9 protein-coding genes are annotated in these 14,518 nt (G+C 77.4%); 7 read left to right on the plus strand and 2 right to left on the minus strand.

Annotated elements, in window-relative coordinates; genetic code table 11:
* Nucleotides 1-167: 167 nt before the first annotated feature.
* Nucleotides 168-6,113, minus strand: a complete 5,946-nt coding sequence (locus tag ACI8AD_RS23855; protein ID WP_456873016.1) for an AAA domain-containing protein — start codon at nucleotides 6,111-6,113, stop codon at nucleotides 168-170.
* A gap of 123 nt (nucleotides 6,114-6,236) precedes the next feature.
* Complete coding sequence (locus tag ACI8AD_RS23860; protein ID WP_456873017.1) at nucleotides 6,237-7,124, minus strand: isocitrate lyase/PEP mutase family protein; 888 nt, start codon at nucleotides 7,122-7,124, stop codon at nucleotides 6,237-6,239.
* A 178-nt stretch (nucleotides 7,125-7,302) separates the two neighbouring features.
* On the opposite strand from ACI8AD_RS23860, the gene ACI8AD_RS23865 reads away from it, so the two are divergent.
* The 7 genes from ACI8AD_RS23865 to ACI8AD_RS23895 all read left to right on the plus strand — a co-directional run bounded on the left by ACI8AD_RS23865 (nucleotide 7,303) and on the right by ACI8AD_RS23895 (nucleotide 14,353).
* The gene (locus ACI8AD_RS23865; protein ID WP_456873018.1) at nucleotides 7,303-7,995 is read left to right on the plus strand and encodes a GntR family transcriptional regulator; all 693 of its coding nucleotides are present in this window, start codon (nucleotides 7,303-7,305) and stop codon (nucleotides 7,993-7,995) included.
* Nucleotides 7,992-10,064 (plus strand): hydantoinase/oxoprolinase family protein, encoded by a 2,073-nt coding sequence (locus ACI8AD_RS23870; RefSeq protein ID WP_456873019.1) that lies wholly within the window; start codon nucleotides 7,992-7,994, stop codon nucleotides 10,062-10,064. The genes ACI8AD_RS23865 and ACI8AD_RS23870 overlap by 4 nt, the downstream gene beginning before the upstream one ends.
* A 2-nt stretch (nucleotides 10,065-10,066) precedes the next feature.
* On the plus strand, nucleotides 10,067-11,944 hold the full coding sequence (locus ACI8AD_RS23875) for a hydantoinase B/oxoprolinase family protein (protein WP_456873020.1): 1,878 nt from the start codon (nucleotides 10,067-10,069) through the stop codon (nucleotides 11,942-11,944).
* Complete coding sequence (locus ACI8AD_RS23880) at nucleotides 11,941-12,570, plus strand: isochorismatase family protein (RefSeq protein ID WP_456873021.1); 630 nt, start codon at nucleotides 11,941-11,943, stop codon at nucleotides 12,568-12,570. Before ACI8AD_RS23875 ends, ACI8AD_RS23880 begins: the two co-directional genes overlap by 4 nt.
* 132 nt (nucleotides 12,571-12,702) lie before the next feature.
* Nucleotides 12,703-13,227, plus strand: a complete 525-nt coding sequence (locus ACI8AD_RS23885; RefSeq protein ID WP_456873022.1) for a hypothetical protein — start codon at nucleotides 12,703-12,705, stop codon at nucleotides 13,225-13,227.
* Between the two features lie 22 nt (nucleotides 13,228-13,249).
* A complete protein-coding gene (locus ACI8AD_RS23890) occupies nucleotides 13,250-13,714 on the plus strand; it encodes an NUDIX domain-containing protein (RefSeq protein WP_456873023.1) in 465 nt (154 codons plus the stop codon).
* Nucleotides 13,715-14,209: 495 nt separating this feature from the next.
* A complete protein-coding gene (locus ACI8AD_RS23895; RefSeq protein WP_456873024.1) occupies nucleotides 14,210-14,353 on the plus strand; it encodes a hypothetical protein in 144 nt (47 codons plus the stop codon).
* Nucleotides 14,354-14,518: the final 165 nt, after the last annotated feature.

Genomic DNA, 14,518 nt, shown 5'->3' on the forward strand with positions numbered 1-14,518 from the left:
CCCCCCCCCCCCCCCCCCCCCCCCCCCCCCCCCCCCCCCCCCCCCCCCCCCCCCCCCCCCCCCCCCCCCCCCCCCCCCCCCCCCCCCCCCCCCCCCCCGTCCGCGGCGGCCCTCCTGCAGGGGCCCGCCGCCAGCGTGCGAGTGGCGGGGGGCAGGAGGGTCCTTCCTCAGGAGGTGACCCGGCCGTCGTCGTGCACGGTGAGCCGGGTGGCGGCGGCCGCGCGGTCGAGCGCCGCGGTGAGCAGCGGGGCCAGCGACGGCGTCCGACGGCGGTAGCCGAACACCTCGGCGGTGCGCAGGAACAGCTCGTCGCGGCCGAGGCCACCCGAGTCGCGGACCAGCGCGACCATCGCGTTGCCGACCTCCTGCGCCGGCACCTGCTCCAGCGGCCGGACGCTGCTGGCGCTCTGGCGGCGGTAGACGGTCCAGGTCGCCGGGTCCAGCGCCGCCGGCCAGACGACGTCGCCGTCGAGGGTGTGCGCGGGCAGCAGCGCCAGCAGCGCGTCGCGCCGGGCCTCGCCGACCCGGGTCAGGCCGAACGCGCCGGCGGCCAGCCGGACCAGCCGGTCGCGGTGCACCGGTCCCTCGGCGCGCAGCCCCGCGCCGAGCACCCGGGTGACCAGCCGGGCGTTGCGCGGGTCGGCGAGGCCGTCGAGGACCTTGCGGTCACCGGCCGGCTTGGGCGCCCAGGCGCGGAAGCGCTGCTCGACCGGCGCGGGGACCACCTCGTCGGCCGGCGGCTCCTCCGGCTCCTCCGGCACCGGCGGGACCACGCTCAGCGTCACCGGCGGGGTCACCGGGGCGGGCTCGTCGGTCGCCGGGTCGGGCAGCGGGCGCGGCGCCGGCAGCGCGGCCACGGCGGCCGACGCCACCGACCGCAGCACCGGCCCACGCGGCGCCGGGTCCGGGGCGGGCGTGGGCTCGGGCTCGGCGTCGACCACGTCGTCCACCACGGACAGCGCCGGGGGAGCGGCGGCGGGCGCGGGCACGGCGGCGACCGCGGCGGCCAGCCGGTCGAGCACGGCCTCGCGGTCGCGCAGCCACGCGGGCAGCCACACCCGCTCGACGGCGGGCCAGCCGAGCACGCCGGTGAGGACCTCGGCGGGCAGGCCGTCGCGGTCCCCGACGGTGGGCCGACGGGCCCAGCCCGGACCGTCGAGCAGCACGGCCACGACCGGGGTCTCCGGGGCGTCGGCGCGCGCCAGCGCCAGGTCGACGCGGCAGTCCGACAGGCCGACGTCGGTGCGCACGCCCAGCCCGCGCTCCCGCAGCGCGGCGGCGATCTCCTCGCGGTGCCGGTCGGGGACCCGCGGCGCCCGGGCTTCCCGCGGCAGCGCGTCGGTGCCCAGCGCGGCCAGGTCGAGGTAGGCGCGCAGGTGCTTGACGCCCAGTGACGAGGTCTGCTCGGCGCGCAGCGCGGCGGGGTCGAAGGAGGTGAAGACGACGACCTGCCGGCGGGCGCGGGTGATCGCCACGTTGAGCCGCCGCTCGCCGCCGGCCCGGTTGAGCGGGCCGAAGTTCAGCGGCAGCACGCCGCGGTCGTCGGCGCTGTAGGCGGTCGACAGCAGCACGACGTCGCGCTCGTCGCCCTGGACGTCCTCGATGTCCTTGACGAAGACGCCCTCGCCGTCGGTGCGCTCCAGCGCCGCGGTCAGCCGCTCGTCGCCGGCGTCGCGCAGCAGCGACTCGACGTAGGCCCGCTGCTGGGTGGTGAAGGTGACCACGCCGATCGAGGGCACCGCGTCCGGCTCGGCGTCGAGGCGGCGGCGGATCTCCGCGACGACGGCCTTGGCCTCCATCGGGTTGGTGCGCAGCAGCCGGCCGGCGCCGGTGCGGTGGAAGGTGCCCTGCACGCGCACCAGCGAGATCCCGTGCCCGCCGACGTCGGCCGAGGCCCGCCCGGCCGTGGGCGCGGGGAAGGAGGAGAGCCGGTTGCCGTAGTAGTGGGCGTTGCTGAACGCGAACAGCGACTCGTCGCGGCTGCGGTAGTGCCAGGACAGCCGGTGCCGCGGCACGCCCGCGCGCAGGCACTCCGACAGGATCGACTCCGCGTCCTCCACGGCGGTGCCCGGCAGCCCGGGCACGTCCTCGCCGGCCGCGGGACCGCACTCGGCCGGCGGCGCCGGGGGGAGCTGGCGGGTGTCGCCGACGACCACGGCCGCGCGGGCCCGGCCCAGCGCGCCGACGGCGTCGGCGACCCGCAGCTGGGAGGCCTCCTCGACCACCACGAGGTCGAACAGGCCCGCCCGCGCCGGCAGGAACCGGGCGACCGCGTCGGGGCCGGCCAGCACGCACGGCAGCAGTGCGGTGACCAGGTCGCCGTGCTCGGCGAGCAGGGTTGCCACTCCCGGTGCCTCGTCGAGGGCGTGCCGGAGGGCGGCGACCCGCTCGTCGTCCTCGGGACGGCGGGCCGCGACGGCGGCGGGCAGCGCGGCGACGAGGTGGTGGCGCACCGCGCGGGCGGCAGCGGTGTGGCGGGCCAGGGCCCGGTCGTGCGCGTCCTCGTCGAACGCGTCGAGACCGGTGGCCGCCTGGCGCTCGGCCGCCGAGGCGGCGGCCAGGCCGTGCTCGAGGGCGCGGGTGGCGTCCTCGGCGGGCAGCCGGCCGCTGACCAGCGCGGCGCGGGCCTCGGTCAGACCGGCCGCGCGCAGCGGTTCGAGGGTGTCGAGGAGCTCCGCCCACCGCCGCAGCGAGATCAGCCCGCTGTGCTCGACGCCGCGCTCGGGGCGGGTCATCGCCCAGCGCAGCAGGACGCCGTCGTCGCCGCACCACTCGGCCAGCCGCGCCGGGGTGCTGCGGCAGACGCGCAGCAGCCGGTCGAGCTCGTCGCGCAGCCGCCGCACGGCCGTCGCGGCCGCGGCGTCGGTACCGGGCCGGGCGACGACGTGGCGGCGCAGGGCGACGGCGAAGCCGCGGGCGCTGTCGACGACCGCGCCGGCCCGCCGCAGCCACGCCACCTGCCCGTCGAGGACAGTGGGGTCCAGCAGCGGGTTCCACCCCGCCGGCACCGACAGCCCGGGGATCACCGCGGCGCGCGCGGCGAGGCCCGCGGCGGCGGTCTGCAGCCGCCACAGCGACGCGGTCAGCTCCGGGACGTCGCCGAGCTTCACCGTCACGCCCGGGCGCAGCGCCGGCGCCAGCTGGTCCCGCACCGCGCGCAGCCCCTGCCGGCGGGCCCAGGTGCGGGCGGCCTGCGCGGTCTGCGCGGCGACGTAGAGGTCGGCGAGCGGCAGCGCCAGCGCCTCCGGACCGGCCAGCTCCAGGCCGGGGTGGACGGCGGAGGTGAACGCGGCGACCTCGGCGAGCACCGCCGTCGTCGCCGCGGTCCAGCGCGCGGTCGGCACCTCGTCGAGGACGTCGAGGCCCACCGGCGGGCCGGCGAGCAGGTGGGCGAGGTCGTCGAGGTCGGCGGGGGTGCGCACCTCGCGCAGCGCCCGCGCCAGGTGCTCCTCGGCCGGCAGCGCGCGCATGGCGGCGTCGACGGCGGAGGCGGCGGCGTGCGCGGCGCGCAGGTCGACGTCGGCGGTGTCGACGAAGGCCCACGGGTGCCGCGGCGAGGGGCGGACGAGGTCGGCGACGTCGGGCAGCAGCGCCAGCGCGCGGCGCACCGCGGCCATCGTCTGCGCGGGCGCGGCGGCGGCGAAGGCCGGTGGCAGGGACAGCGGCGGGACGCCGTCGCCGAGGGCGAGCTGCGCGGTCCGCGCCGAGTAGCAGGACAGGCCCGCGGCGTTGGGGGCGTGCAGCCGGTCGGCGTAGCCGGCCAGGGTGCGGCGGGCCGCGCGCAGGTCGGCGAGGTCCGCGGCCGCACCCTCGCCCTCCGGGTCCCGCGGGGCGTCGTCGAGCGCGGCGAGGACGCGGGCGCGCACCTCGGCGGGGTGGGCGCGCCCGTCGTGCAGCGGCAGGGTGGCCCCGCCCAGGCCGGCTGCCTCCAGCCGGCGGGCGACGACGTCGAGCGCGGCCCGCTTCGCGGCCACGACCAGCACCCGCTTCCCCTCGGCGACGGCGCGGGCGACCAGGTTGACGACGGTCTGCGACTTGCCGGTGCCCGGCGCGCCCTCGAGCACGAACGTGCGGCCGGCCACCCCCTCGGCGACGGCGCGCAGCTGGGAGGAGTCGCTGGGCAGCGGGCACCGGGCGGCGAGCTCGTCGAGGTCGACGTCGACCGCCGCGGCCGGCACCGGGTCGCGGAACGGTGCGGCGGTCGCGCGCGCCAGGTGGTCGGCCAGCGGTGCGGCCGTCAGCTCGGCCCACGACGCGTCCAGGTCGCGCCACCGGCGGTGCGCCGCCGGCCGCAGCAGGGCGAGGTCGGCGGTGGCCTCGACGCGGGAGGGCAGGCCCGCCTCGGCCAGCGACTGCCGGACCGCGTCGAGCACGCCGTCGACGTCCGTGCCGTCCTCGGGGTCGAGCCCGGGGACGGTCAGGCCGTGCGCCCGGCGCAGCTCGTCGAGCAGGAGCCCGTTCGGGTGGGCGCCGGCGGCGGGGTCGGCGGTCAGCCGGTAGCCGTCGCCGTCGGGGGAGAGGACCACCGGCAGCAGGACCAGTGGCGAGCGCAGCCGCCGTCCCTCGTGCTCCCACGCCAGGGTGCCGACGGCGAGGTACAGGTCGCCGGCGCCGGTCTCCTCGCGGGTGGTGCGCGCCCGGTGCGCCAGCCCGCGCAGTCGCGGCAGGTAGCCGCCGTCGGTGACGTCGGCGTGCACGGCGCGCCGCTCGTGCAGCACCTCGCCGAGCACGCCGACCGGCAACCCGCGGGCCGAGGACACGCCCTCCTCGTCGGAGTCCGTGAGCCGGTCGCTGGGCAGCAGCGCGACCCCGCCCTCCTCGGCGAGCAGCTCGGTGAGGGTGGCGAGGTAGAGGCCGGGCACGACCAGCGGCAGGCCCGCGCCCTCGGGGAGGTCGAGCAGCCGGTCGCGCGCCGCGGGGTCGAGCAGGTCGTCCTGCCACTGCCGCACCCGCGACGGCACGCTGGCCGGCGCGCCGGGGGCGGGGGCGGCGTGGCGGCCGGCCGGGTGCGCGGCGGGCGGGCGGTACTCGACCACCTGCAGCGCCCCGCCGGGGCCGCGGGTGCGGGCCGGCAGCGGCAGGATGCCGTCGCGGCGGGCGCGGTGGACGTCGGTGACGCCCAGCACCCGGTCCGGGCCGCCGGCCAGCCACGCGTCGCGGGCGGCGCGGTGCAGCTGCTCGGCGTCGGGGTCGGCCGGCTCGCGGCTGGTCAGCAGCGTCGTCTCCACCAGCCGCACCAGGCCGAGGTCGACGAGGTCGGCCAGCGGCGCGACGTCGGTGGTGGCGGCGCTCTCCGCGCTGCGCTCCTCCCGCCAGTAGCCGAGGAACGCGTGCCCTTCCGTCAGCCACAGCAGGGTGCGGATCCCGGCGGCCTCGAGCGCGGCGGCCAGCACGACGGTGGTGTCCAGCGGGGTGCCGACCCGCCCGTCGAGGACGTCGCCGGGGGTGCGCACCTTCTGCGCGATGTGCGCCCAGTCCGCGGCCGCCTCGCCGTACCGGACGCCGCGGGCGCGCACCGCGGCGGCGACCGCGGCGACGACCGCGTCGACCCGCTCCGGGCCGGCCGCGCAGCCCTCCAGCGAGGGATCGCCGGTGCGCTCCCCGAGCAGCGCGGCGGCCTCCTCCAGCAGCGGACCGACCGCCGGGTGGTTGGGCAGCACGTGCGCGGCGAGCATCTCCAGCGCCAGGGGCAGGGGGGCGGCCAGCCACTGGCCGGCGGCGAGCACCTGCACCGGGACGGCCGTGCCGCCGACGTCGGCGCCGTCGACGGTCACGTCGATCTCGATGACGCCGGGCCGCTGCTCCTCGATCTGCAGCACCGCCGCGGCGTCCACGACGAGGTCCACGTCGCTGAGCACCGTCGTCGCGTCGGCGTCGAGGTCGACGGTCAGCTCCACCCGGCGCCCGATCGGGCCCTCGGCGTCGCGCACCCCGATGCGGACGAGCGCGCCGGACACCGCCGCGCCGTGGGTGGCGAACGCCAGCCGGGAGACGACCGGGACGCGGTTGTGGGCGAGGGCGTGGGAGAGCACCGGGGTGCTCGTGGCGGTGATCGCCACGGCGACCCGGGGGGCACCGTCGTGCGGATGCGGCCGGGCGTCGGTGGTGCTCACGGCGCTCTGTCTACCGGCCCGGACGGACCGGTCCGGTCATCGCCGCGAGCGTCTGGGACGGGTGTGACAGGAGCGCCGAGACGTTGTCCGGAGCCCTCCCACGACTGCCGATGGGAAGCGCCTTCAGCTGCTGAAGCGCTGCTCCAGGTCCTGCACCTCGGGCAGGCCGACGAGGTCGGTGAACTCGCCGAAGGTGGGCAGTCCCTCCAGCGGCGGGACGCCCTGTGCCCGCAGCGCCGCCAGCAGCGAGCGCATCCCCGCGGTGGCCGCCAGCAGCGTGCCGATGGGGTAGATGACCAGCGCGAACCCCAGTTCGGTCATCCGCTGCAGCGACAGCGGGGGCGTGCGGCCGCCCTCGGCCCAGTTGAACACCAGCGGCGCCACGCCGGCCAGCGCCGTCGCCACCCGCTCGACGTCGGCCTCGGTGGTGGGCGCCTCGACGAAGAGCAGGTCCGCGCCGGCGCCGGCGTAGGCCCGGGCCCGCTCCAGGGCGTCGTCGGTGCCGCTGACGGCGACCGCGTCGGTGCGGGCGACGATCACCAGGTCGGGGTCGCGGCGGGCGGCGACCGCCGCGCGGATCTTGCCGGCCATCTCGTCGGCGCCGATGAGCGCCTTGCCGCTCATGTGCCCGCACTTCTTGGGCATGACCTGGTCCTCGAGCTGGATCCCGGCCACCCCGGCCTGCTCGTAGAGCTGCACCGTGCGGACGACGTTGAGCGCGTTGCCGTAGCCGGTGTCGGCGTCGGCGATGACCGGGACCTCGACGGCCGCGGCGATCCGGCGGGCGTTGTCGACCATCTCCGCACCGGTGAGCAGCCCGACGTCGGGGCGGCCGATGAGCGAGGCCGTCGTCCCGAAGCCGGTCATGTAGACGGCGTCGAAGCCGGCCTGCTCCACCAGCCGGGCCGACAGCGCGTCGTAGGCGCCCGGCGCGACCAGCGGCCCCGGCCCGGCGAGCAGCTCGCGCAGCCGCGCCCGCGGCGCCGGGCCGTTCCCCAGCAGATCACCCACGGTGCCCCCTCGGTTGCATACAGACCCTGGCCGGGCCCTCTCCGGGTCGGGAGCAGTCTGCACCCCCCGTGACGTGCACGGCAACGACCGAAACGGAACACGGCAGTCTGTTCCGCGGCCCTTGTGCACCGACCGGGGCGCCCCTACCTTGCATGCAATCGCCAGGGAGGTGTGACGGGTGACACGTGCACAGACGTCCGCGGAGCGGGCGCTGTCGACCCTGCGCGAGCTGATCATGGGCGGGGAGCTGGCGCCCGGTGCGCGGCTCGGCGAGGTCGAGCTGGCCGAGCGGCTGGGGGTCAGCCGGACGCCGGTGCGCGAGGCGCTGTCCCGGCTGGCCGCCGAGGGCCTGGTCGAGGTGGTGCCCAACCGCGGTGCCCGGGTGGCCACCTGGACCGTCGCCGAGCTCGAGGGCGTGTTCGACCTGCGGTCGGTGCTCGAGCCGCAGCTGACCGCGCACGCCGTCCCGCGGGCCCGCCCGGCCGACGTCGAGGAGCTCGACGGCCTGGCCCGGCGCATGCACGAGGTCGGCGCGCCCGGGCCGGACCAGGACCTCGACGCGCTGGTGCCGCTCAACCGCGCCTTCCACGACCGGCTGGTGGCCCTCGCCGCGCAGCCCGCGCTGGCCGCCGCGCTCGCCGCGGCCATCCACCCGCCGATCGTGCGGCGCAACTTCCTCACCTACGACGAGGCGTCGCTGCGCCGCAGCCTGGCGCACCACAGCGAGATCGTCGCCGCGCTGCGCGCCGGCGACCCCGCGTGGGCCCGCGCCGTCATGACCTCGCACATCGCCAACGCCCGCGCCGTCATGGTCCGCGCGGCCCGGCTGCAGATGACCGCCACCGCGATCCGCCAGGAGGAGACCGCATGAGCTACCGGCTCGGAGTCGACGTCGGGGGCACCTTCACCGACGTCCTGCTCGTGGACGAGGACAGCGGCGCGACGTGGCGCGCCAAGACCGCCTCGACCCCGGCCGACCAGGCGGTCGGGGTGCTCACCGGCATCGGCAAGGTGTGCGCCGACGCCGGCATCTCGCTGGGCGAGGTGGCGCAGGTGCTGCACGGCACCACGGTCGCGACCAACGCGATCCTCGAGGGCAAGGGCGCCCGCGTCGGCCTGGTCACCACCCGCGGGTTCCGCCAGGTGCTGCAGATCGCCCGCTCCTTCGTCCCCGGCGGGCTGGCCGGCTGGATCATCTGGCCCAAGCCCGAGCCGCTGGCCGACCTCGAGGACACCGTCGAGGTCGCCGAGCGCATCGCCAGCGACGGGTCGGTGGTCCGCCCGCTCGACGAGGCCGACGTCCGCGCGCGGCTGCAGCACCTGGCCGGCCGCGGCGTGCAGGCCCTCGCCGTCAGCCTGGTCAACTCCTTCGCCGACGCGACGCACGAGCGCCGCATCCGCGGGATCGCCGGCGAGGTGCTGCCCGGCGTCCCGGTGTCGCTGTCCTCCGACGTGCTCCCCGAGCTGCGCGAGTACGAGCGCACGCTGACCACCGTCGCCAACGGCTACGTGCAGCCGCAGGTGGACAAGTACGTCCGCCACCTCTCCGACGGGCTGCGCGAGGGCGGGGTGGCCTGCGAGCTGTCGATCCTGCGCAGCGACGGCGGCCTGCAGTCCGCCGACGCCGCGGTCGCCGCGCCGGTGACCATGCTGCTGTCCGGCCCGGCCGGCGGGGTGACCGGCGCGGTGTGGGTGGCCGAGCAGTGCGGCCACCGCGACCTGATCACCTTCGACATGGGCGGCACCTCCACCGACGTGGCGCTGGTGCGCGACCTGTCCCCGCGCATCGGCCGCGAGACCAAGGTCGGCGACCTGTCGGTGCGGGCCTCCAGCGTCGACGTCCGCACCGTCGGCGCCGGCGGCGGCTCGATCGCGCACGTCCCCGAGCTGACCCGCGCGCTGCGGGTCGGCCCGCAGTCGGCCGGCGCCGACCCCGGTCCGGCCGCCTACGGCAAGGGCGGGGTGGAGCCCACGGTCACCGACGCCAACGTCGTCCTGGGCTACCTGCCCTCGGCGCTGGCCGGCGGGGAGATCACCCTCGACGTCGAGGCCGCGCGCGCGGCGGTCGGCAAGGTCGCCGAGGCCATGGGGCTGGACTCCCCGGAGGCCGCGGCCGCGGGCATCGTCGACATCGTCAACGAGAACATGCTCGGCGGGCTGCGGCTGGTGTCGGTGCAGCAGGGCTTCGACCCGCGCGACTTCGCGCTGGTCGCCTTCGGCGGCGCCGGTCCGCTGCACGCCAACGCGCTGGGGAGGCTCACCGGGGCGTGGCCGGTGATCATCCCGCCCGGGCCCGGCCTGCTGTGCGCGCTCGGCGACGCCACCACCAGCCGGCGCGACGAGTCCGCCCGCACGGTGCTGCGCCGCTTCGGCCAGCTCACCGACGGCGAGCTCCGGCAGATCCTGCGCGAGCTCGCCGACGAGGCCGGCGAGCGACTGGCCGCCCAGGGGCTAGCGCGGGCCGACCAGCGGGTCGGCTTCCAGGTCGACGTCCGGTACCACGGGCAGGGCTTCGAGATCCCCGTGGAGGTCGACCCCGCCTGGCTCGACGGCGACGGTGCGCTGGCCGAGCTGGGGAAGGCCTTCGACGCCGAGCACGACCGGCTGTTCTCCTTCCTCCTCGACGTCGACCACGAGCTGGTCAACGCCCGGGCCACCGTCACCGGCCCGCGCCCCGACGTCGCCCCGGTGCAGCTGGAGGAGGGCGACGGCGACCCGAGGTCGGCGCTGGTCACCGAGGCGGCGGTGCACGTCGGCGGGGAGCAGGTGACCGCCGCGGTCTACGACCGGGCGCGGCTGCGGGCCGGGGACGTGGTGCGCGGCCCGGCGATCGTCACCGAGATGGACTCCACCACCCTCGTCCTGCCCGGGCACGCGGCCGCCGTGCACGCCTCGGGTTCCCTGCTGATCACCCCCCTGACCGACGACGCGGAGGCGTGAGCATGGCCCGGATCATCGAGACCGCCACCGGCGAGGTGGAGCGGGTCGACGTCGACCCGGTCACCCTCGACCTGATCGAGAACGGGCTGCGCAACGCCCGCTACGAGATGGACGAGGTGCTCTTCCGCACCGCGCTCTCGCCCGGCATCCGCGAGCAGCACGACGAGTTCCCGCTGATCGGCGACCCGAGCGGGAAGATGGTCGTCGGCCAGTTCGGCCTGTCCATCCCCGACTTCCTCGACGGGTTCGACGACACCGTCGAGGAGGGCGACGTCCTGCTGACCAGCGACCCCTACGCCTGCGGCGCGGCGATCAGCCACGCCAACGACTGGCTGCTGGTCATGCCGGTGTTCCACGAGGGCCGGGTCGTGGGCTGGGCGTCGATGTTCGGGCACATGTCCGACGTGGGCGGCAAGACGCCGTCGTCGATGCCCACCGACGCCCGCACCATCTACGAGGAGGGCGTGGTCATCCCGCCCTTCAAGCTCTACCGCAGGGGCGTGCTCAACGACGACGCGCTGCGGATCATCCTCAACCAGGTCCGCATGCCCGACTGGAACCGCGCCGACCTCAACGGCCTGGTCGCCGCGTGCCGCACCGCCGCGCGGCGGGTGGTGGAGATGTGCCAGCGGTTCGGCACGGCCACCTACCTGTCGGCGCTCGACGCGCTGCTGCAGCGCAACCACGACGCCATGAAGGTGCTGCTGCAGATGGTGTTCGAGGAGGGCCGCACGCTCTCCTTCACCGACTACATCTGCGACGACGGCGTCGGCAACGGCCCCTACGAGCTCAAGCTGTCGCTGACCCGCACCGGCGAGAAGGTGCACCTGGACTTCACCGGCTCCTCGCCGCAGGCGGCCGGGCCGATCAACTACTACATCAACGAGAACCTGACCCGGATGTTCTTCGGGATCTACATGATCACCGTCGCCGACCCGCAGATCCTGTGGAACGACGGCTTCTACCCGCTGATCGACGTCACCATCCCGGACGGGTCGTACTGGAAGCCGGAGCACCCGGCGGCGCTCAACGGCCGCAACCACGGCATCGGGCGGGTCTTCGACCTGTTCGGCGGGCTGCTCGGGCAGACCAACCCGGCGCTGCTCAACGCGGCCGGCTTCTCCTCCTCGCCGCACTTCATGTACTCCGGCCACTACTCGTCGGGAGAGCGGAAGGGCGAGTGGTTCCAGCTGTACTCGATCGGCTTCGGCGGCATCCCCGGGCGGCCGCTCGGCGACGGGCCCGACGGGCACTCGCTGTGGCCGAGCTTCGTCAACATCCCCTGCGAGTACCTCGAGTCCTACTACCCGCTGCGGATCGAGACGTGGGAGACCGTCGCCGACACCGGCGGCGCCGGGCTGCACCGCGGCGGCAACGGCGTCGACGTCGCCTACGTGTTCGAGGAACCCGGCGAGATCGCCATCCACGACGACCGCTGGTTGACCTACCCGTGGGGCGTCAACGGCGGCGAGCCCGGCGCGCGCGGCCGCAAGTGGATCGACCGGGCCGACGGCACCCGGGAGGTGCTGCCGAGCAAGTGCCACGGCGTGCCGGTGCGCCCCGGCGACGTCCTGCACTTCGTCACCTGGGGCGGCGGCGGGTGGGGCGACCCGCTGCAGCGCGACCCGGAGCTCGTCGCGCGGGAGGTCCGGCGCGGGCTGGTCACGCCCCGGGGCGCCGAGCGCTACGGCGTCTGCCTCACCGAGGACGGCGAGGTCGACGCCGAGGCCACCGAGACGCTGCGCGACACCATGCGCGCCGACCGGCCGGCCGAGCTGCCGGTGTTCGACATGGGGCCGCCGATCGAGGAGCTGCTCGCCCGCTGCGAGGAGGAGACCGGGCTGCCGGCCCCCAAGCGCCCGGTGTGGGCGGCCGGGTGAGCGTTCCCGAGCCCGGCCCGCACGGGACGGCGTTCTCCGGGCGGCTGGGCTGGGGCGCCCGCCCGGCCGTGGTCGTCGTCGACCTGTGCCGGGCCTACACCGAGCCGGGTGGGCCGTTCGCCCTGCCCGACCCGGGCCCGGCGGTCGAGGCCGCCGGGGCGCTGGTCGACGCCGCCCGCGCCGGCGGGCACCCGGTGGTGTGGACGGCGGTCCGCTACGCCCGGGGCCTGGCCGACGGCGGGCTGTTCGTGCGGAAGGTGCCGGCGCTGGCCGCCTTCGCCGAGGACGCGCCGGGGGAGTGGGGCGAGCTCACGCTGGAGGCGGGTCCCGGGGAGCCGGTGGTGGTCAAGCAGTACGCCTCGGCCTTCTTCGGGACCACGCTCGCGCCGACCCTGGCCGGCCTCGGCGTGGACACCGTCGTGGTCGCCGGCGTCTCCACCTCCGGCTGCGTCCGGGCCACCGCGATGGACGCGCTCAACTCCGGGTTCCGCCCGCAGGTGGTCCGCCAGGCCTGCGCCGACCGCAGCCCCGCCCTGCACGAGAACAACCTCGCCGACCTCGACGCCAAGTACGCCGACGTCGTGGACCTCACCGAGGCGCTGCCCCACCTGCAGCGCCCCGCCTAGACGACGGCGCCTCCCGGGTGTCCCCCCTCGGGAGGCGCCGTCCCGGCACCCGCCGGGACAGGAGTGACACGGGGGACGACGGGGCGGGTCGCGGACCGGGCTGCGCGCCGCCGCGTGCGTAGGTTCGCCCGGATGCACACCGGCCGCCTCCCCTCGTCCCTGGACACCCTCGACGCCCTGGGCGCCCTCGACGCCGCGCTGGACCTCGGCGACACCGACGTGCTGCCCAGCCGCTCGCGGCACGCCGCCCGCTCCGCGCTGCGCCGCCGCTGGGTGGTCGCCGGGGCGCTCGCGCTGGTGCTCGCGGTCGCGGGGCTGGCGGCGCTGGTCGCGCCGGCGGTCCGGGGCGGGGACCCCGTCGACGCGCCCCCGGTGGCCCGTCCCTCGCCGTCGGCCGGTCCGACCGCGGTGCCGCCGTCGGCCGCGCCGTCGTCGGTGCCGCCGTCGTCCGCCGCGCCGTCGCCGGAGCCGGTGGAGGCGGCCGCGCCGCCGCCGGCCGAGGTCCTCCCGGCGCCGGTGCCCGTGGCGACGACCCCGGCGCCCGCGCCGCCGTCCGCCGAGCCCCCGGCGCCGGAGCCGCCCGCCGATCCCTGCCGGGACAAGCCGGGGCGGGGCAACGGCCACGGGCACGGCCACCAGGGCGGCGACTGCGGCTGAGCCGCCGTGCGAGGGTGACCGGGTGCCGAGACGGAGCGCGGGGATCCTGCTGTACCGGCGCGGCCCCGACGGAGCCCCCGAGGTGCTGCTCGGCCACATGGGCGGGCCGTTCTGGGCCCGGAAGGACGACGGCGCGTGGTCGATCCCCAAGGGCGAGCACGACGACGCGGAGGACGCGCTCGCGGCCGCCCGCCGGGAGTTCGAGGAGGAGCTCGGCAGCCCCGTGCCGGCGACGTCCTTGACCCCGCTCGGGGAGCTGCGGGCGGGCGCCAAGGTGCTCACCGTGTGGGCCGGCGAGGGCGACCTGGACGCCGCGGCGGTCGTCAGCGGCACCTTCCCGCTGGAGTGGCCGCCGCGGTCGGGGCGGGTGCAGCACTTCCCCGAGGTCGACCGTGCGGCCTGGTTCGGCCTCGACGAGGCCCGCGCGAAGCTCGTCAAGGGGCAGGTGCCCTACCTCGACCGGCTGGCGGACCTGCTCGCCGGCTGATCCCGCGCCCGCCGCCGTCGACCGGTCGTCCGGCGTGGTCACCCCGTCCCGGTTCGCACGTCAGGCGACCACTCACGGGAGCGCGCCGTGTCGACCTGCGGCTGCCTCCCTGGCCCCGAGGCAGCAGCAGGTCGACACCGGGCGCCGGGCGGGGGAACGGCGCGGGTCGATCGGGTGACATCCGGACTCCGGAGCGTGCCGGGACCCCCACGGAGCGGTGGCGGCTGCCACTCTCGGCGGCCACCGTCCCCGGGAGGTCCGATGTGCTCCTCACCCCCCTCCGCCGGCCAGGCCTGCACCTGCGCGCCCGCGTCCCGCCCGGTCGCCACCGCGGTCGTGCGACGGCGCCCGCGCTGGACACCGGCTCCGGCGACCAGGTGACGGATCGCTGACGAGTCGTCCCACCCGCCCCACGCGGCACGGCGACGCCGTCCCCGGGTGGCAGGGTCCTGACTCCCCGGGTCCGGACGGACTCGCGCGTACGAGGAGACCCGCGTGCCCTGTGACACCTGCGCCGCCGAGACCCACCCCGGCCCGGTGTGCCCCCGCTGTGCCGCGCTGGCGCAGCTGACCCAGCCGGTGCTGCGGCTGCAGACGCGCCGCCGTCCGCCGGTGCCCCCGGCCGCCCCGGCCCGCTGACCCGCCGCCGGGGGGGGGGGGGGGGGGGGGGGCCGCCCCCCACGCCGTGGTGGGTGTTGAAGGTGACCAGGCGGACGGGGATCGGGGGCTGGTCGGGTCCGGGGGCCGGCTTGACCCCGTGGGCATCGGTCACCCCGTCAGCCTGTCACCCGCCGGCCGGCACCG

This window comes from Geodermatophilus sp. SYSU D00766, from assembly GCF_054049915.1.

What these genes read in the sequence shown, in the direction of transcription:
- ACI8AD_RS23875 (WP_456873020.1), top strand. Translation starts at nt 10,067, where the DNA reads ATGGCCCGGATCATCGAGACCGCCACCGGCGAGGTGGAGCGGGTCGAC.
- ACI8AD_RS23885 (WP_456873022.1), top strand. Translation starts at nt 12,703, where the DNA reads ATGCACACCGGCCGCCTCCCCTCGTCCCTGGACACCCTCGACGCCCTG.
- ACI8AD_RS23870 (WP_456873019.1), top strand. Translation starts at nt 7,992, where the DNA reads ATGAGCTACCGGCTCGGAGTCGACGTCGGGGGCACCTTCACCGACGTC.